Annotated in this window: 19 protein-coding genes; 14 read left to right on the top strand and 5 right to left on the bottom strand. The window is 36.3% G+C overall.

Annotation, left to right across the window (positions count from 1 at the left end; genetic code table 11):
- Position 1 precedes the first annotated feature (1 nt).
- Together G4D63_RS13635 and G4D63_RS13630 are read right to left on the bottom strand one after the other, a co-directional pair.
- Positions 2-1,099: a DUF2515 family protein gene (locus G4D63_RS13635; RefSeq protein ID WP_163180202.1), complete on the bottom strand. Its 1,098-nt coding sequence runs from the start codon at positions 1,097-1,099 to the stop codon at positions 2-4.
- A gap of 142 nt (positions 1,100-1,241) precedes the next feature.
- A complete protein-coding gene (locus G4D63_RS13630) occupies positions 1,242-3,278 on the bottom strand; it encodes a sigma 54-interacting transcriptional regulator (protein WP_163180201.1) in 2,037 nt (678 codons plus the stop codon).
- A gap of 408 nt (positions 3,279-3,686) precedes the next feature.
- Here G4D63_RS13630 and yfcC point away from each other — a divergent pair, with 408 nt between their 5' ends.
- The 3 genes from yfcC (at position 3,687) to G4D63_RS13615 (ending at position 7,059) form a co-directional block, all read left to right on the top strand.
- On the top strand, positions 3,687-5,195 hold the full coding sequence (yfcC, locus tag G4D63_RS13625) for a putative basic amino acid antiporter YfcC (protein WP_163180200.1): 1,509 nt from the start codon (positions 3,687-3,689) through the stop codon (positions 5,193-5,195).
- Between the two features lie 88 nt (positions 5,196-5,283).
- Positions 5,284-6,459: a beta-aspartyl-peptidase gene (iadA, locus tag G4D63_RS13620; RefSeq protein WP_163180199.1), complete on the top strand. Its 1,176-nt coding sequence runs from the start codon at positions 5,284-5,286 to the stop codon at positions 6,457-6,459.
- A 273-nt stretch (positions 6,460-6,732) separates the two neighbouring features.
- The gene (locus tag G4D63_RS13615; protein ID WP_163180198.1) at positions 6,733-7,059 is read left to right on the top strand and encodes a hypothetical protein; all 327 of its coding nucleotides are present in this window, start codon (positions 6,733-6,735) and stop codon (positions 7,057-7,059) included.
- 72 nt (positions 7,060-7,131) lie between these two features.
- On the opposite strand, the gene G4D63_RS22105 is transcribed toward G4D63_RS13615, so the two are convergent.
- Positions 7,132-7,260: a hypothetical protein gene (locus G4D63_RS22105; RefSeq protein WP_275580297.1), complete on the bottom strand. Its 129-nt coding sequence runs from the start codon at positions 7,258-7,260 to the stop codon at positions 7,132-7,134.
- Between the two features lie 156 nt (positions 7,261-7,416).
- Here G4D63_RS22105 and mutM point away from each other — a divergent pair, with 156 nt between their 5' ends.
- Both mutM and G4D63_RS13605 read left to right on the top strand, forming a co-directional pair.
- Positions 7,417-8,226, top strand: a complete 810-nt coding sequence (gene mutM, locus G4D63_RS13610; RefSeq protein ID WP_163180197.1) for a DNA-formamidopyrimidine glycosylase — start codon at positions 7,417-7,419, stop codon at positions 8,224-8,226.
- 88 nt (positions 8,227-8,314) lie between these two features.
- On the top strand, positions 8,315-9,979 hold the full coding sequence (locus tag G4D63_RS13605; RefSeq protein ID WP_163180196.1) for a DUF2339 domain-containing protein: 1,665 nt from the start codon (positions 8,315-8,317) through the stop codon (positions 9,977-9,979).
- 63 nt (positions 9,980-10,042) lie between these two features.
- Here the strand turns inward: G4D63_RS13605 and G4D63_RS13600 are convergent, their stop codons facing one another.
- On the bottom strand, positions 10,043-10,297 hold the full coding sequence (locus G4D63_RS13600) for a hypothetical protein (protein ID WP_163180195.1): 255 nt from the start codon (positions 10,295-10,297) through the stop codon (positions 10,043-10,045).
- Positions 10,298-10,377: 80 nt separating this feature from the next.
- Between G4D63_RS13600 and G4D63_RS13595 the strand changes: the two genes are divergently transcribed.
- The 9 genes from G4D63_RS13595 (at position 10,378) to G4D63_RS13555 (ending at position 18,076) form a co-directional block, all read left to right on the top strand.
- Entirely contained in the window at positions 10,378-10,722 is a 345-nt protein-coding gene (locus G4D63_RS13595; protein ID WP_163180194.1) for a YojF family protein, read from the top strand.
- A gap of 12 nt (positions 10,723-10,734) precedes the next feature.
- Positions 10,735-11,400, top strand: coding sequence for a bacillithiol biosynthesis deacetylase BshB2 (gene bshB2 / locus G4D63_RS13590; RefSeq protein WP_163180193.1), 666 nt, complete (start codon positions 10,735-10,737; stop codon positions 11,398-11,400).
- The gene (locus tag G4D63_RS13585) at positions 11,393-11,656 is read left to right on the top strand and encodes a hypothetical protein (RefSeq protein ID WP_163180192.1); all 264 of its coding nucleotides are present in this window, start codon (positions 11,393-11,395) and stop codon (positions 11,654-11,656) included. Before bshB2 ends, G4D63_RS13585 begins: the two co-directional genes overlap by 8 nt.
- Before the next feature lie 288 nt (positions 11,657-11,944).
- Positions 11,945-12,970 (top strand): sporulation integral membrane protein YtvI, encoded by a 1,026-nt coding sequence (gene ytvI / locus G4D63_RS13580; protein WP_163180191.1) that lies wholly within the window; start codon positions 11,945-11,947, stop codon positions 12,968-12,970.
- 560 nt (positions 12,971-13,530) lie between these two features.
- Positions 13,531-14,262, top strand: a complete 732-nt coding sequence (locus G4D63_RS13575; RefSeq protein WP_239585963.1) for a CAP domain-containing protein — start codon at positions 13,531-13,533, stop codon at positions 14,260-14,262.
- Between the two features lie 197 nt (positions 14,263-14,459).
- Positions 14,460-15,530, top strand: a complete 1,071-nt coding sequence (locus tag G4D63_RS13570; protein ID WP_163180190.1) for an undecaprenyldiphospho-muramoylpentapeptide beta-N-acetylglucosaminyltransferase — start codon at positions 14,460-14,462, stop codon at positions 15,528-15,530.
- 27 nt (positions 15,531-15,557) lie between these two features.
- Positions 15,558-16,331: a nucleotidyltransferase domain-containing protein gene (locus G4D63_RS13565; protein WP_163180189.1), complete on the top strand. Its 774-nt coding sequence runs from the start codon at positions 15,558-15,560 to the stop codon at positions 16,329-16,331.
- Between the two features lie 16 nt (positions 16,332-16,347).
- On the top strand, positions 16,348-17,007 hold the full coding sequence (locus G4D63_RS13560; RefSeq protein WP_163180188.1) for a hypothetical protein: 660 nt from the start codon (positions 16,348-16,350) through the stop codon (positions 17,005-17,007).
- Between the two features lie 238 nt (positions 17,008-17,245).
- Positions 17,246-18,076, top strand: coding sequence for a deoxyribonuclease IV (locus G4D63_RS13555; protein WP_163180187.1), 831 nt, complete (start codon positions 17,246-17,248; stop codon positions 18,074-18,076).
- Between the two features lie 46 nt (positions 18,077-18,122).
- Here the strand turns inward: G4D63_RS13555 and G4D63_RS13550 are convergent, their stop codons facing one another.
- A complete protein-coding gene (locus G4D63_RS13550; protein ID WP_163180186.1) occupies positions 18,123-19,490 on the bottom strand; it encodes an MATE family efflux transporter in 1,368 nt (455 codons plus the stop codon).
- Positions 19,491-19,589 lie beyond the last annotated feature (99 nt).

Here is a 19,589-nt window from a genome sequence, read left to right as displayed (position 1 = left end):
CTTAAGTGATAACCTTTTTAATATCTGACAACAAATCTAAACGTTCTAAATCACTCTTATAATTTTTTGTTAACTTATAATTTTTAGGGATATAAAACTCTTTCAGCTGTTTAATCATGTCGCTAGAAGTAAACCAATCTGGTTCCAACTTAAAGCTATGATCATAATTCGACCAAGCTTCTTCCAATGTTGGGCTATAAAATAATTCCTTTTCGTTTGGTTTAACTGTAAATACATTCGGCCAAAAATCAGCTCTAGATCCTGTGTGAGGAGTTGATGTTGCGAATTTATAAGCGTGTTCAAAGATTTTGAAAAACAGAATGCCATATAGCTTCTTTCCTGTCTCGATTCTAACAAAGACATCATTAAAATCTTGAACCGTTACTCCGGCCAACTCCAGTTTCTTCAATCGATAAGGAAAAAATACATCCGTAAATCCTAGTTTTTCTTGAGCATTAAATAGTGCAGTATTTAGAACTTCTGCTTGATATAGTTCGCTCTCTATTAACCTTTGTTGTATATAATTTTGCTCATTAATAATGAGTCCGACGGTTAGTAGAGAGGAATTTTGAGTTTCCCAAAAATAGTCCCAAATTGGCTTCATGAATGAAGAGACAGAAAAATAAGGAAGTAGATGAAAAAGGTTTTTCTTCCTTTTTTTACTGTGATGATAGAGAAGTAACTGAGGATATGCGTCATGAAATATTAGGGCATTCGCTTTTTCCAGAAACTCAAAAAAAATGACGGCTTTTTCACTAGAAATAAGTGGACTTATTAAAGAACCTTTTAAATCTGTCATATTCCAGCCGCCGTTTCGAGAAACCATATGGGCAAGGAATGACCAATGTATTTCTGGATGCTCTAGGAAATAATCTAGATAAGCTTTCGTTCTAATTATATTATTTAGATTGTACTTCTTAGTTTCTTCCTTAATTACCTTTATTAATTCGCTCTCTGGAACTCCCGAATTTGGAGGGGAGTCAGTCGATGTTGATAGCTTTGCTTCAATAGATTGGAGCTCTTTTTTACTAATGGTTGCCTTCGTTTTTAAATGCTGCTTTTTGCATAGCGAACGTACGACCTTTTTCAATACCTGCAATTCAATTCCCCCTCTCTAGATAAACTATGAGAGGAAGAATGTCTTGGTGTTGATCTAACAGGAATAGGCATTTTTATTCTTTTGTTATATTGGTTTTATTGGTTATTAGTACTGCTCCAATCATAACATCTTATGAAATAAGCTAAAGTAAATTAACGGAAAGGTAAGAAATGCCTTCTTCGGTTATTTTAGTTCCCGATCTTCCTCTGCCGATACTCACATATCCCATCTCTGCTAGCTCTTTTAGACGAAGCCTGATTTGTTGCTCTGTCAAAGGGTTCTCTGTTTTCTCTGCCTCTTCTGTAATCTTTACTCTACTCGCTGGAACACCCTTATTATTGATTGTATAAATACAATCCAAGATCGTGTAGTAGTCTTTCTTGTCTAAGATGTTGTCTTTTCCTTGTGTAAATGGGTTTGTAGCTTTCTCTCTTTTGCTAGACACTTCATTTGGAAGATCATCTACCGTGATTGTTTTTCCATCGCATACGGCTAGCATATACAGGATTGTATTCTTTAGTTCTCTAATATTTCCATTCCACTTATACTGAATAAGCATTTTGACCACTGCTGGCTCAACATCGATGTCAGTGTGACCGTTTTGCAATATAAACATTTCTGCAAGTAAAGGTATATCTGTTGAACGCTCTCTTAAGGGTGGTATTTGAAGCGATAAAACTTTTAGACGATGATATAAGTCCTCACGAAACGTACCATCATCAATCATTCTCGATAAATTCTTATTTGTGGCAGATATTACCCGAACATCGATGGGGATATTTTTATTTCCTCCGACACGGCGTATTTCCATTTCCTGCAGTACTCTTAGAAGCCTTGCTTGAAGCTTAATACTAATGTCACCGATTTCATCAAGAAGAATTGTTCCACCATCAGCTTGCTCAAATAGTCCTTTCTTTCCACCTTTCTTAGCACCTGTAAAGGCTCCTTCTTCATATCCAAACAGCTCACTTTCAAGGAGATCCTCTGGCAACGCGCTGCAGTTAACGGCTAGATAGGGGCCGTTCTGACGAGAGGAATGGTTATGAATGGCGCTAGCGAAAAGCTCTTTCCCTGTCCCGTTTTCTCCCTGTATTAACAAGGGGAGTTCCGTTTTAGCCAGTTTTTTTGCCACCTTTTTCGTCCCAATAAGTGCGGCACTATGGCCTATAATACTATCGAAATTGTATTTGGCAACATATCCTTTGGTAACCAGTTCCCTTCGAGTTACTTTCTCCATTTTGATCGTCTCGTCTACATTCTTGAAGGTAGCCACAATAGAGTGTTCAAATTTCATATAAAATCGATACACCATTACATTGAATTGGTTTAGTGTGAAATAAAGGTAGTCTTCGTCATCCTTGTGATTAAAGATAAAATGGAGTAATTCCTGATTTTTCACGACGGTATTAATATGTTTTCCTATTGCGAAATCCGGAGAAACACCAATCATTTGTCCAACCACTTCGTTAAACACAGTAATTTTTCCTTTCAGATCAACTGCGAGAATACCGTCATTTACTCCATCAACGACTTTCTTTAAATGTCTATTTAGGACATTTGCTTCAAGATTGACTTTAGTTAGCTTTCTACTTAAATCTATGATTCTTTTTGTATATTTATCAGAAACTGCCCAACCTAGCTCTGTTGGGAGTTGAAGTTTTCCTAAGACAGTCATAATGGTTGTAATATCGATTAAACGTACCCCGATATTAATCACTTTAGAAATACTCCTAGGGACCAATTCCATCTCTCCGGGTGAAACGGCAATTTCAAGAGGTGGGGCATCCTTTTTACCTATGTAATAGGGATGATATACGATGTGGTCAATTCCTAGGTTCATTAGAGTTGTAATGGACTCGGAGACTGTTTCTGGTACGTCATTCACATACAGGACGTGTGTTCCATAAGGTAATGCTAGTAGTTGATCGATGTATCGATAATTGATCGTTCTTCTAGAAATAATAATTTCACAGCCATCACCAATGATATGTTGAACCTCGTTTTCTATTAGATACGAGGAATAGATAACAAGTTCGTTTTCAAGGAGGGAAGGTAATCCTTCTTCGGAAGAAAAACTCTCAATCTCTATAAAGTCACCAAGAATATCATTTAATTGTTCAGTAAGTGCTCTTCGTGTTTCTTTCGAGCCTGCTAGTAAAACGAGTTTCTTTTTTCTCATCATGCTCTCCTATTGTTATTATTCGGGTCTATTGGATTTAATTATAACACCCTAAAACACCCCGAATAAATCATTTAAGGCAGGAAATCCTTTCTTTTGAAGGTTTTTTATTTTGGCACAGTATTTGCATTGTAGTTTATTAGGAAAAAGTCGAATGGAGTTTTAGTACTTTATAAGGGAGTATCACATAGACTTCCAATATTTTGTAAACGTTCTCTTCGTTTGGGTGTCTTGCGATTTGCATTGGATTTTGCGATATGTTCCTAATAAATTATAACGAAGAGAGGCTTAAGCTAATCTGCAAAAAACGAAGTAAGCTAGTTTTTCTAAATTGTATTGGGCTTTTTCTAAAACATTTGCCAGTCTTGAGGAAAACGACTTAGAGTCGAAAAAATTGGAGGGAAAATCATGGGGAATCAAAAACAGAAAACAGTAAAAGTACCGCATACTTACGTTATTGTCTTTTTTGTTGTTTTACTTGCAGCGATTTTGACATTTCTAGTCCCGGTAGGATACTTTGAAACAAAGGATGTTACTTACATTCATCAGGGAGAAGAGCAAACGAAAACGGTGCTCATTCCGGAAAGCTTTCAACTAGTAACAGATGAAGATGGAAATCCGGTTAAAGAAGGTACAAGCTTATTTGAAGCTGGTGGGGGAGTTGGATTTTTAAATTATGTGTTTGAAGGTTTAGTGTCTGGAAGTAAGTGGGGATCTGCAGTAGGAGTAGTTGCATTTATTCTAATAATTGGTGGAGCCTTTGGAATCATCATGCGTACGAGAGCGATTGAGGAAGGAATTCTATCCGTAATTGATAAAACTAAAGGAAAAGAAGTCCTAATTATTCCGATTATGTTTATTCTCTTCTCATTAGGAGGAGCTGTTTTCGGAATGGGGGAAGAAGCAATTGCTTTTGCAATGATTCTAGTCCCTTTAGTTGTTGCACTTGGGTACGATGCGATAACTGGAGTCATGATTACATATGTTGCTACACAAATAGGATTTGCAACATCTTGGATGAATCCTTTTGGTGTCGCAATCGCACAAGGTGTATCTGATATACCTGTTTTATCTGGAGCACCTTTTAGAATGACAATGTGGGCTATATTTACACTGATTGGACTTATTTATACATGGAAATATGCTAGCTCTATACGAAAAGATCCAACAAAATCTCTATCATATGAAACAGATCATCATTTCAGAGATGATTTTAAATTAACCGATATTAAAGTGAACTTCAAACTTGGGCATGGACTTGTATTAGCAACAGTATTGTTAGGTGTAGCTTGGATTATTTGGGGCGTTGTTGAGCATGCCTATTATATCCCAGAGATTGCTAGTCAGTTCTTTACGATCGGACTTGTTGCCGGAATTATTGGTGTCCTATTTAAACTCAATGATATGAAGCTAGATGATATTGCTGAAGGATTTATACAAGGAGCAAAAGACTTACTGCCTGCAGCATTAGTTGTAGGTATGGCAAAGGGGATTGTATTAATCCTTGGTGGTGATAGTCCAGATATGCCATCTGTCTTGAATACAGTATTGTATGGAGCTGGACAGTTAATTGGGAACTTTCCAGCTGAATTGTCAGCTTGGTTCATGCTAGTATTTCAATCTGTTTTTAACTTCTTTGTTGTATCAGGTTCCGGACAGGCAGCATTAACCATGCCACTTATGGCGCCACTCGCAGACATTGCTGGTGTTACAAGGCAGGTAGCGGTTCTTGCATTCCAACTAGGAGATGGTTTAACAAACTTAATCGTACCAACATCAGCTGCTCTTATGGGAACATTAGGGGTTGCTCGTATTGATTGGGGAACCTGGTTTAGATTTATGATTAAATTCCAAATTCTATTGTTTATTGTTGCTTCGGTTTTTGTGATAGTTGCAAGTTTTATTGGCTATAGTTAAAGTACTAATGATATTGAGAGAAGGTAGGAATTTTTTTCCTACCTTTTAAACTATAGAAAAAATTCAATATGGATGGGAAGTGCATAAAATGTTAAAACTCATTAAAAATGGTGAAATATATAGTCCGAATAGCCTTGGAAAAAAAGATCTCTTAATTGTAGATGAAAAGATTGGATTTATTCAAGATTCTATTGATATATCTAACAGTTTTGTCGATATAGAGGTAATTGATGCAACAGGTAAGCTTGTTGTTCCTGGTTTTATCGATTCCCACGTTCATATTATAGGCGGTGGTGGGGAAGGTAGTTATAAAACGAGAACGCCAGAGCTTCAATTAACAGATGCAACATTAGCAGGTGTCACGACACTAGTTGGTGTTATTGGTACAGATGGTACGACAAGGACGATGCCAGACATAATTGCGAAAGCAAGAGCACTTGATGAAGAAGGGATTACATGTTTTGTTCATACCGGGTCGTATCAAGTGCCAATCCGAACATTAACGGGCCAAATTGAGGATGACCTTATCCTAATTGATAAGATTATTGGCGTGGGTGAAGTGGCCATCTCTGATCATCGATCTTCGCAGCCGACAGTAGACGAAATAGCAAAAATTGCTTCAGCTGCTAGAGTAGGAGGAATGTTATCTGGAAAAGCGGGAATTGTGAATGTACATCTGGGTGATGGTAAACAAACTTTAACTCTACTCGAAGAGGTTGTAGAAAAAACGGAACTTCCAATTACTGTATTCCATCCAACACATATTAATCGAAATCCGTATCTTTTCGAAGCAGGTATTGCATTTGCCAAAAAGGGTGGCTATGTAGACTTTACAACAAGCTCGATACCGAAGTTTCTCAAAGAGGGCGAAGTGAAATGCAGTAAAGGGTTACGAATGATGCTTGAACAAAATGTGCCGATTGATCAAATCACCTTCACTTCTGATGGACAGGCAAGCCTTCCTGACTTTGATGACAAAGGTGAACTTGTAGGACTGAAAATAGGAAAAGTGAACACTTTATACAAAGAAGTCCGTGATGCGATTTTAGAGGAAAATGTAAATATCGAAGATGCATTACGAGTGGTTACTGAAAATCCAGCTAAGATTTTAAAGCTAAAGCAAAAAGGCCGAATTGAAGAAGGTAGAGATGCAGATCTTGTTCTGCTAAATAAAGAAACGTTTGAAATTGATACTGTGTTATCAAGGGGAAAGACGATGGTAAAGGCTGGGCAAGCCATTGTAAAGGGAACGTTCGAAGTTTAGTAAATTTGGGGAGTGTTGTTCAAGCTATATTTATTGGTCTAATGCTTCAAAACGATTTCAAGTACATGTATAAAATAAGAAAATAAAAACGAAAAGCTGGATACTGAATCCACGCTTTTCGTTTTTTAAAAATTATATTTTATGCACGTGTTTTTACATTTATAACACTTTTTTACTTTTTGACAAAACTTTTGTTTATTTGAGACGTATTTTGACAAAATTTTCTGTTCTTTTTTTATATGATAGTAAAAAAGCATGTCTCGGGGTGAAGAAATGAGCCATCCACTGACAATTACATCGAAAAGAAGAACCATAGAAACACAAGGCTATGATATAACCTTATTGCAAACGCCACGAATTGGGCAAAAGAAAGGATATCGTTCTGTATATCGATTAAATGTCGATGCTGCTTGTCATGATGAAGCAATGTATGAGGTGTTTAGAAGATTTAATGTAAAAGAATTGATGCCAAAGGATACAGAAGCACGTTATATCAGAACAGGCGATATTTTGTACTTTGATGAAGGACTAGAAGGGATGACCTACTATAGGCTTCAACCTGAAGGATGGAAGAAAATCGGGAGGGTTCACGTTAGGTAGGTTGAAAGGAAATGGAATGGAATACATATATAAAACAAGAAAAAAGGGATCCTTTTTTCTTGTTTTATTTTTTTACGTGTTTTTTCTTTCTTTTGCAGAGTTTTCCTTACCGTGAGCGTTTTCCTCTGCAATGATTGCTTCTGGTGGTATATGATTATTTTTCTTTGGCTGATTAACGCGATTACGATGCTTCTTTCCCATCTTAAATCCCCCCTTTGTCTATGATATTTTCTGTATTTTTATAGATAAAATAGGTGGTAAAAATTACTGTACCCTTTTGCTATGTTCTTGAATTAGATTTTATTTGGTTTGAATTTAGTTTTGTTACAAAAGCTACTAGTAAAAAGGGTGATGAAGATGCCAGAACTACCAGAAATGGAAAATTACCGTAGATTACTATGTAAACAAATTAAAGATAAAACAATAACAGACATAAAAATTAACCGAGATAAATCAATTAACGTTCCAATCAGTGAGTTTCACGAAAAGGTAACCGGACAAACAATCGTAAGCATTGACAGAAGAGGGAAGCACTTATTATTTCATCTGCAAAATGGATTTTATTTACTTCTACACCTGATGCTTGGTGGAACGATGTATCTCGGATCCCAACAGGACCAACCAAGGCGTACGAAACAGGTTATATTTGACTTTCATAACAGTGAGTTGTTTTTTATTGGACTTAGACTGGGCTACTTGCATTTGCTAACAAAAGAACAAGTAGAAGAGGATTTTAAGGAATTAGGTCCAGAACCTCTAGATCCCTCTTTCACTTTAGAAACTTTTAAAGAAATTATCGGAAAGAAGAAAGGGAAATTGAAGTTAGCCCTAGTTGATCAAAAATTTATTGCTGGGATTGGTAATTGTTATTCAGATGAAATTTGTTATCATGCTCAAGTACTTCCAACGAGAAAATGGAATGAGTTAAGTGAGGAAGAGTTAGAAGCACTTTTTACTAGTATTAAATTTGTACTAAACAGAGCTTTAGAACTAGGTGGGTATATGGAGATGCCTCTGTATAAGCTTGATCAGCTAACTGGTGGGTATAACGACCATTGTTTTGTTTATGATCGCGAAGGTGAAGTTTGTAATCGATGTGGTCAATCTATAGTTAAGATTGAACTATCATCAAGAAAATGTTTTTATTGTCTAGGTTGTCAGCGATAAAAAAGGAAAACTTTATGTGAGTAGAGAAGTTAATACCTATTATCTATAAGCAACGATTTACGTGCTTGAATAGAAGTGAGGTAGTGACATGAATAAAGAACAAATCACCAGTCTTGAAAGAAGATTAGTTGCATTAGAAAAAGAAGCAACTGACTTGAAAGTGGAAATTCTCAAATTGAAAAATAACACCATCTTAGAAGAGGCTGATTTAGATCAAGCTAACAAAAAAGTGGAGCAAGAGCTAATAAGGCCCACTCTGCCGAGAGGAAAAGATGCTAAGAAGGAACAGGTTGATTGGGAAAAACAAATTGGTCAGATTTGGCTTCCGAGAATATTTATCTTTGTTTTATTATTGGGTATCGTTTGGGGATTTAAGGCAGCTTCTGATTACGGCTTATTGAATGATCTTGTTAAAGTTGCTATTGGATTCTTGTCAGCTATCTTATTATTCGTTTTAGGAAGACAACAGATTAAGAAGAAACGAGAGGGGTTAGGACAGGTCTTACTAGGGGGTAGTATTGTACTACTTTTAATTGTTACCTTTGCAGCTCATGTGCTTTATGGATTGATTCCATCGATTCCGGCCCTAATGCTTAATATTATTTGGGTTTCAATAGGTATATCTGTAGCACACTATTACGAGTCAGAGCCTCTAGCTATCCTTACTGGAATTGGTGGGTATTTGATCCCGTTTCTTTTAGAGAATCAAGACCAGAATGTAGCCAATTTTGTTTTGTTTGAAACCATATTCTATATTGTTTTATTATTATTTGCTTTGAAAAAGAAGTTCACTATTCTGTATCTTGTAGCATTTGGGTTACTGCATGTAACACTTTTGGCGGGAAGTCTCCTGATTCGACCGGATGATTTAAAGATATTTGGATTAGCTGTTCTGATCCAACACCTAGTTTTGTTCATAGGCTTCTTTATGAAGAGTTGGTTTATAGATCGTCAAATTGCGATCTTGTTTACAAGTTCAATTTTAACCATCTCGTGGCTAAAAGTGGCTTTCACAAACAGTCAGTTCGAGCTTATAATCCTAACCATATTTATTATCTATGCAATATTATCTGTCTATTTTTGGTCTAGAGACAAAATTCGAGTGTCAGCTACACTAGCGATATCAACTATATCACTATTTGTATGGTTTCTAACTAGATTTGATGCGAATCATATTACAGGTTTACTACTATTACAAGGGTTGTTCACGTTATATCTAGGAATCATCACCTCGTCCAAGCTTTCTCAGGCAATTGGTATGGTTCTCTATATATGTAACTTTTTCATGGTCCTTTCAACACCTTTTGAGGATGTCACATCCATACAATTTATTAACTGGCTGATTTTGCTTGGATCGGTAATATTGATAAGTAAACTATTACGTAATCATGAAATTATTAAAGATAGGATCAAGTTTATTATGATGACGAAAATCACTACATTGATTCTCACTTTATTATTTATTACGTTTACTATGCAGGCATTGACCGCAGACATGTCCATGAATCTACAATACATGGCTGTATCTTTTGCGTGGGCCATTTACGCATTAATGTTGATTATGTTTGGGGCAACCAAAGGAGATAAAGTTTTTAGGATTTTTGGGCTTGTGCTTTTATTCGTAACACTTGCGAAACTTATACTAATCGATTTGGCATATATCTCTATCGTTATTCGAGCCATCTTATTTATTGGAATTGGCTTAATTGGAGTAGCAGGCTCCCGAATTTTTTATAAATCTACACCTAAATAAAAAAGGATACTGAGTAGTATCCTTTTTTGCAATCTGATATGTACAGATATACTACTGGATAAATTAAGAAGCTGTTCCTTCAGAAGCAACAACGGCTACTTCACTCAACAAAGAATTACTTTCTGATAAAATTAATGATCCATCTCTGACTAAACCCTTAAATTGCTCAATCGGAAAAGCACCTCTTGATTTAGCTTCGTCCATTTCAATTTTTACTGTCTTTTCATTAAGTTGGATAATGCGTAAAGTTTGTGCTTTACTAAAATTAGGGATAAACTTTTCTGTAATAGAGAAAATCATATTTTCCTGTAATTCCAATATTCTCACCCTTTGTTAAGATTTACTAATATCGTTTCCTTGAATGAGAAATTACATACATAAAATATGGAGGCTAAGTGATGGGACCTATTAATAAAGAACAAGTTCAAGAAGCAATTGATCGATTTAAAATGCAACCTGTTTTTCTTCATTTAGAAACTACCAATGGTGCATATGCAAGTCATCTTCATGAAAAAATGGTTGTTGGTGCCTATATTCGGAATGGGAAAATTGAATTTGAGCATGGAAAGATAACTGGTGAAGGACCGTATAGAATTGGGTTAAAGATGGAGTTAGGCTGGGTTTACGCAGAGGGTCTAACAGACTGGGAAATAGATGATCTTGGTAGGTTACTCGTAGCTGGTCACGATGCAGATGGAAAGCTTGCAGTAGCGTTTCAATTAAGTTTAACATCATTCGAATAAGGAGTGGAAATAATGACAGAGCATATTTTAGTGGTATTACCTCATCCAGATGATGAAGCCTTCGGGGCTGCCGGAACCATTTCCCTTAATACGAAAAAGGGAATTCCCGTAACCTATGCTTGTGCCACTTTAGGGGAAATGGGAAGAAATATGGGAGTTCCTCCTTTTGCAAACCGTGAAACTCTTCCAAGCATTCGAAAACAAGAGCTTGAAGAAGCATGTGTTGCAATGGGAATCCAAGACCTGAGACTATTAGGTTATCGAGATAAAACCTTAGAGTTTGAAAAAACAGAAGATGTAGCAGACACGGTTTATGAATTACTTCAAGAGCTTCGTCCATCTCTTGTCATTACACATTACCCAGGTTATGCTGTTCATCCAGATCATGATGCTTGCGGCGCCGCAACCATCTTAGCTGTTTCTAGATTACCAAAGGAACAAAGACCACTTGTGTATGCTATGGCTTTTTCGAAAAACTGTCGTGAAGAATTAGGTGAACCTGATATCTCTATTAATATAGAGGATGTAACAAAGAATAAAATTGCTGCTTTAGCAGCACATAAAAGTCAAACCACGCAGATGATGAACGGGTTGGAAGAGAAATTAGAGGCAGGAGATCAAGATTTAAAGCGTTGGCTATCAAGAGAAGTTTTCTGGACTTATCATTTTCATGAGTAAATCGTATGATGAGCTACTAGAGTCCTTTAAGACCCTATGGACTAACAGAAGATTTGATGAATTTCAAGACTCTCTTTCACTCATGAAAAGGATCATTTTGACAGATCTATTGGATGAGCTTGCCCACCCGAGAATCAGGTCAACCCCACATAAGAAATTTTATCAGGCAGTGAAACGTATCACACAATCCAATTTGTCTGAAGAGGACCAAACTCAAATCATAGAGTTATATATAGAGGAAATGGAAAAGCTATGAAAATCCGCGTTGAAGCGGGTTTTTTTAGCGTATAAAAGGTTAATTTCTATCTCAGACTGAAAGTGTACCTCAGACAATAACTGTTACTTGTCTAATCGTCACATTGGTTAAGCTTTTGTCGGGGCTTCACGTGGTTACTACGCTTTTGTTGCTAGAATTTTTTCTAATGATTCATTGTTTAAGCGAGGACACAAAAAAGATACAAGATTATTATAATTTAGCTTGAAAAACGCTACTAGGAAAGGTTACCTTTAATATATAGAAAAACGGGAAAGCGCAGGAGCAATCATGAAAAAATATCTGGTCATACTTTTAGTTCTTTTTATAGCTATATACTTACTTCCAAAAAGTATCCCCATCATACTCGGACTGTTAACTGCGATCATTTTTGAGCCGTTAATTCTCCATTTACAAAATCGTTGGAAGTTAAAAAGACTGCTTTCGGTCATCATCGTTTTCATTTTATTTCTTTCAGTGACTGGATTTCTAGGTTATCTAGTTCTTGCAAGGCTCATAGAGCAGTTTTTATATTTCTCATCTAATCTACCATTCTTACTTGCTAAGCTAAATGTGCTATTCACCATATATATGAATCAGTGGGAGGTTTTTTCTGCCACCGTTCCAAGAGATGTTATTGAGTCTATTGAAGGTAGCTTTCATTCTTTAGAAGATTCAATTTTAAATGCAACGTCTAATCTTACTCAATCCATTCTTGTGTTTATTACAACAATTCCACAACTTTTAATAGAAATTTTGGTCTATTTGATCGCGTTCTTTCTATTCAGTTTGGATTTAAGAAAGCTGAAAATACAAGTTTTATCCTTTTTCTCTGATGAGACGCGTGATAAGTTTTTACTGATGTATCACCAACTAAATCGAGCGGGTATAGGCTTTTTAAAGGCACAATTATTGTTCAGTGTTTTAACCTTTATCTTGGCGTATTCCGGCTTGTTATTATTAGACGTGGAATATGCTGTTCTCCTATCCATTGTGATTGTTTTCGTTGATATTCTTCCAGTGTTAGGGACTGGTTCAGTCTTAGTACCCTATGCAATATATTGCTTTATAACAAATCAACAGGATACGGGGATCGGTCTTCTTATTTTATTCTTAGTAATCACGGTTGTAAGAAGGGTGATTGAGCCGAAAGTATACTCTACAAATATGGGAATCAGTCCAATAGCATCTTTAATCAGTATGTATCTAGGATTTCAGGTGTTGGGATTTCTTGGTTTGATTCTCGGTCCTGTTGTAGTGATCATTTATGATACTTTAAAAAAGGCAGGAATTTTGAAGTTTCAGTTTAAGATATAAACGCTCTTGTAGCGTTTTTTTTTTGTTTTTTTGTTATAGCTGTTAAACCTTGTTGTTGATTTTCGTTACAGGACACTCGCTTTCCGCGGGCGAGTCCGTGAGCCTCCTCGGCGGAGAGCGCGCCTGTGGGGTCTCCCGTGACCCGCTCTCCCGCAGGAGTCTCGCGTCCTTCCACTTCAATCAACAGTGCAAAAAACAACATTGTCCTTTAACACAGCATTGTTATAAAAATCAATCCACTTGGCTTTTCCAAAGACCTGAAGTAAAGAAAATGCTAATGATGTCATATTTTATTAATAATTGTCATATTTCAATCTGTTCTGTTGTACTGTCAATAGCTATTCCACTGTAAATTAAACCAGAAGTGGATTTATATGGAACATACTTAGCGAATATCAAAATATTATTGGGTTTAATAATTATGCTAGTTTTTCCTAAAAAAGGGCAGTTGAAGTAATTGTGTTTTTACTAGATTGGAAGATTCAACCAAAAATATTACAAAAACCTCGTGCTATGATGTTGCCGTAGTAAAGCTTTTCTAATACGAGGAGGTAATTCAATTGAAAAAGACAGCAGTTTCATTAATTGTCGCAGGAGTTATTTTAATGGGAGGTCCTACCCTTGGATCTGCCCAAATCAACAACGATTATAATTTAAATTCAAGCTATGCAGTAAAGATTACTGCATGGAATGAAATGGTTCAACAAATTCTGAAGCAATATTATTCACAGAATTATAACGTATCTGGAAAGGAGAAAATGCAGCAACAGGTGGTCCAACAACCAAAACCTAAGGTTAATAATCCTGATCAAAACCAAACTACAGAAGAAACCAACCAACCAATTGTAGCATTACCAGAACAGCAGGAGTCTCCATTCGTTACACAGCAAGAAAGCAACACAACAGAGAAAATTTCTCTTAGTCAATTCGAACAGCAGGTCGTATCTTTGACAAATCATGAACGAGCTAGCTATGGTTTAAAACCATTATCAATAGATTCTGAACTTAGTAAAGTTGCTCGGTTGAAATCATCAGATATGAAACAAAATGGATATTTTTCGCATACAAGTCCAACATATGGTTCCCCATTTGATATGATGAAGCAGTTTGGTGTACAGTATCGAACTGCTGGAGAGAATATTGCGATGGGACAACGTTCAGCAGAAGAAGTTGTAAGAGCTTGGATGAACAGTGAAGGACACCGTAAAAATATATTAAATCCTAGCTTTACGCATATAGGTGTTGGTCATGTAGAAGGGAATTATTGGACACAATTGTTTATTGGAAGATAAGAACTTTTAAGTGAGAGTACTCATATCCTGAGTACTCTCTTAGAGTTTAGAAGCCTGTTCTAATGAACTAAATCCGTAAAAAATGATTTTTTCAAACTAATCTAACCAATTTCCCTATATAATGGAGATAGTTCACTTTAATAACTGTTTACAGAAATATATGATAAATTTTGCGAATACAAGTGAGGTCATACATAATGAGAAAAAGAATCGTGTTTACTGGTGGAGGATCCGCCGGACATGTCATTTTAAATTTAGCGTTAATTCCACATTTCAGAAAAGAAGGCTGGGAAATCAGCTATATAGGGTCAGTAAATGGAATTGAAAGAGATTTAATATCTAAGGTGGATGGGGTTACTTACTACCCAATTGCTACTGGTAAACTGAGAAGGTATTTTGATTGGAAAAATGTGAAAGATCCATTCAAGGTGTTAAAGGGAACCTATCAAGCTTATAGGTTATTAAGAAAACTAAAACCGTCTGTTATCTTTTCAAAAGGGGGCTTTGTCTCTGTCCCAGTTATTTTAGCCGGAAAGCTTAACAAAGTACCTTCAATTATTCATGAATCTGATGTCACACCTGGTCTTGCTAATAAACTGGCTATCCCGTTTTCAACAAAGCTTTGTGTAACTTTTAAAGATACAGTAAAGCATATAAAAGAAAGTAGCAAGGTGGTTCATACAGGAGCAATTGTAAGAGATGAAATCTTTAAAGGAAGTAAGGAGAAAGGGCTGAAGGATTTCAAGTTTCAGCAAACGAAACCCGTGTTACTGATTATGGGTGGAAGCCTCGGCTCCAAGAAAATAAATGAAATCGTTCGTGCGAGTCTTCAGGAACTTTTAGGGTTTTTCCAAATCGTTCATATTTGTGGAAAAGGAAATATCAAACATTCTCTTCATCAGCCTGGATATAAACAAGTGGAATATCTAACAGATGAACTACCTGATGTGTTAGCTATGACAGATATCGTCATTTCAAGAGCAGGGTCGAATTCAATATTTGAATTTCTTGCACTTAAAAAGCCAATGATCTTAATTCCATTGACAAAAGAACAAAGTCGAGGAGACCAAATTATTAATGCAGAATCCTTCAAGAAGGAAGGCTATGCAGAGGTATTGCAGGAGGGGAATCTTACAAAAGAAGGGCTAGTTAACAAGTTAGAAGAGGTACTTCAAAATAAAGAAATATATTTACGTAATATGGAACAGTATGAAGGAGATTTTTCAGTTAATCCAATTATTTCTCTTATTAATGAAGTTTCTAAATAACGACATAAACGTTGAAGTGGTGAAAACATGAGTAAGGAAATTTCAGCACGGCTCAAAACGATCGAGGATGAATATGGTGTTTCAGTCATCTTTGCCTGTGAGGCTGGAAGTCGAATTTGGGGCACTGATCATCATGATAGTGATTATGATGTTCGTTTCATCTACATTTATCCTTTAGAAAAGTATCTTGAACTAGATGCACCAAAAGATTCAATTGAAGATAAAAAAGGGTTTAATATAGAGTGTGCAGGGTGGGAGTTGGGAAAAGCGCTCCGTCTCTTAAGAAAGCAAAACCCATCGATTATAGAATGGCTTCATAGTCCAATAACATACGTAAATAGATTTAATCTGAAGGCACAATTAACATCTCTACACCAATCTTTTTATGATAAAAAGCCGTTACTTCACCATTATTTAAATATGGCAAAAACGAATCAATCATTGCTTAACAAACAAAAGACTAATCTTAAGTTATCCCTAAATATTATTCGCCCATTATTAGTCTGTAATTGGATGATGAACAATGATCGATTCCCGCCCTTAAAGCTCGAGGAACTGCTATATATGCCTATGTCAACAGAAATAAGGGATGCAATCTCAGAATTATTATCCATTAAAAGAAGCGGACAGGATAATATTGAACAATTACATCCTTTGATAGACCAGTGGATTCAACTTCAAACTGAAATGTTATCACATCAATTGACTACTACGAATCAAACCATTACCTTTTCATCTAAAGAGTTTACGGCTGAGTTAAATAGATTATATCAATCAGTTATTAAGAACACATCAGCTTAGAAGGAGAGGGAGTTGAATGAGGTTTGTGAATTTTAGGATTTGTTTGTGTATATTCACGCTGCTGTTTATAACCGGATGTTCATCTGCTGAACTAGATCAAGTAAGAGATGAACGTAATCAGTTGGAGAAAAGAGTTGCACTCCTAGAAAAAGAGATTCAGCAGTTGCGTAAGAGTAACAACAATGGCACTCATGATGGTGAAACTCTTACACTTTCATACATAGAAAACCAACAAAAACACCGATTCGTAGATCAAAATGTTCCTCTACTTATCCAACCTCATTCAGAAGCTCAACCGCTGAACGAAATTAATGCCAATACTGTGGTTGAGGTTCATGACTATGTTGACGTCAATGGTGAGCTTTGGTTATATGTAACCATTCCAGTATTCGATACGCCCATTAATATGAAGGGGTGGATCAAGGAAACTGATACTCAACTTTACACATTAGAAAAACAGGACCAGGTTACCCAACCAATCATACTCAAGGTAGGTACACCTGTTTATAAGGTTGAGCTTTTTAATCAAACACAAGCGGTTGAGACTACAGAGCTAGAAATGGATCAAACGTGTTTTGTTTCTGACCATCAGGAAGAATTCTTAGCTTTAGGGTGTGTTGGTGGTAGTTCGTATATCGTAAATAAAGCACATGTTATGTATCCAGAAGTAAAATAAAAGCCCCACTCAAAAGGAACACAGCAAACGGTAGCTGAACTGTTCCTTTTTTGTTTGAGCAGATTCTTAAAGTTTGCTTTTTAAAAATACGGAAGGGAAATGGTGGGAAAGCAAGTGTTCGGAGCGCAATGGGACAAACATAATCTAAGAATCAACAAAATTCAATACTTCCATGTTTCAGACGAATAGAAAGAAGGAATTCGGAAATTCTAAACACATTTAAGATAGGGGGGATAATGTGTTTGCTGGCTGTCATGTAAGTATTCGAGAGGGATATCTTGGTGCAGCGAAAGTTGCCTATGCATTAGGTGGAAATGCGTTTCAATACTTTCCGAAAAATCCACGTAGCTTAACGATAAAAAATTTCAATAAGCAGGATGCACATTTATGTAGAGAATTTTGTGATGAGTATAAGATTCAGTCTGTTGCTCATACTCCATATCCAACAAGCCTTACCCCGTCTGAGGACAAAAGAAAGCTAACGGTTCAATCTCTTATTAATGATTTAGAAATAGCAGAAGCCTGTGGGTCAATTGGGGTTGTTGTACATTATGGATCACAGATTGATGCAAGTGAACCATTAAGAGCATATGAATTAATGATTAGTATGTTGAATGAAGTATTAGCTCACTGGAATGGGAAGACATTACTATTACTTGAAAATGTTGCCGGGAAGCCAGGTACGATGGGAACTTCAATAGAGGAGCAGGTTCAAATAAGGAATCTTTCGGAATATCCAGAAAAACTGGGTTATTGTTTTGATACTTGCCACGCGTTTGCAAGTGGAGTTTGGACAGAAGATCGACATAAGGAGTTTTTTGAGAATGCCCAAGAGCTTGGTTACTTTGATCATTTAAAAGTGATTCACTTCAATAATTCTCGGTACGAACATAGTTCAGGAAAGGATCGTCATGCAGGAATTCTGACAGGGAAAATTGGTTCTAATACTATGGCTAGTTTTGCTAGAGAAGGTCTGGTTAAGGAATTACCGTTCATCCTAGAAACACCTACAGAGGACCACGCCCAGGAAATAAAAGAAATTCGAGCTTTTCAAGACAATGAAAAATAAGAGCTATTTCCTTGTGGGAATAACTCTTATTACATCGTGTTTAAATTTAGTTAACAGCATTACTAAATTTTGTCCGATATCTTCTTTGGATAAAGGTAAGTCTTACAAACAATAAGATTGCTCCAGCTGTTAAACCGGAACTTAGTCCAATCCAGTAACCAAAGGCCTGAAAGTCAGTGTATGTTGCTAGTAGATAACCTAAAGGAAGTCCAATGATCCAGAATGAAACAAGTGAAAGGACCAAGGTGACATTAACATCTTTATATCCTCGCAATGCTCCTTGTATAGGTGCGCCAATTGCATCTGAAAGTTGAAAAAAGATCGCGTAAATAAGGAAATGCTGTGCTAAAATAATTACTTCTTTGTCAGTACTATACATAGTTGCAATTACATCGTTAAAGAGGACTAAAATGATCCCTGTTATGATCGCGAAAATTAATGCTAAACCAAGTCCCATATAACTATACTGTTTTGCATCTATTGTTCGTTTGGCACCAATCTCATACCCAACACAGATCGTTAATCCCATTGAAATACTTAACGGAATCATATAAAGAAATGAAGCGAAGTTTAGTGCAATCTGATGAGCAGCAATTGTAATCGTATCATATCCACTCATCAACAAAGTAACTGCAGAAAATATACTTGTTTCAAAGAAAATCGAAAAACCTATGGGGACTCCGATGAGTAGTATTTCTTTCCATTTCGCTATGGAAATACGATAAAACGTACCGAAAATTCGATATTCTTTGAATGGAGACTGTTTAGCAACCATCCAGACCGCGATTCCGAAAATACACCAATAGGTAATAGCTGATGCATAACCTGCTCCAACTCCTCCTAAACGAGGAAAACCAAACTCTCCAAAGATTAGAAGATAATTAAATAACGCATTAATTGGAAGTGAAGTCAGTGTGATGAACATGGTCATCTTTGTTTGACCCAATGCATCCATAAAGGAGCGAAGCACTGAATACATAAACAAAGGAACCATCCCAAGTGATAAGCTAAGTAAATAATGATAAGCAATTCTACTAACCTCAGAATCTAGATTCATCCCATTAAGAATCGGTTTCAGTGTTAATGCCCCAATTAGAAAGATGAATAATGGAATAATGGTTGCTAAATACAAACCTTGAATAACCGTGTTTGGTACGTCTGAACTTCGTTTGCCACCAATTAATTGAGCAACGATTGGTGTAATAGCTATAAGTATTCCACTTAACCCGGTATATATAGGGATCCATAAGCTCGAGCCGATCGCTACTCCAGCAACATCGTAGGAGCCTGCGCGGCCTGACATCATAACATCTAAAAAACTCATTGCAAAAAGGCCGAGCTGGGTAATTAGAATAGGAAATATAATTTTGCTAAACAATAATGATTTTTCTCTAAAGCTATAAGTCTGGTACATAAGCACTCCTTAACTATCTACATAATTAGCAAAATGAATTATAACATAAAAACAACATTTAGTTAAACTTTCGTGTGGCGAAATATTTTGCATGATGGT

The organism is Bacillus mesophilus, assembly GCF_011008845.1.
Classification (GTDB): Bacteria; Bacillota; Bacilli; order Bacillales; family SA4; genus Bacillus_BS; species Bacillus_BS mesophilus.
This window is presented reverse-complemented; position numbering and strand designations above follow the sequence as displayed.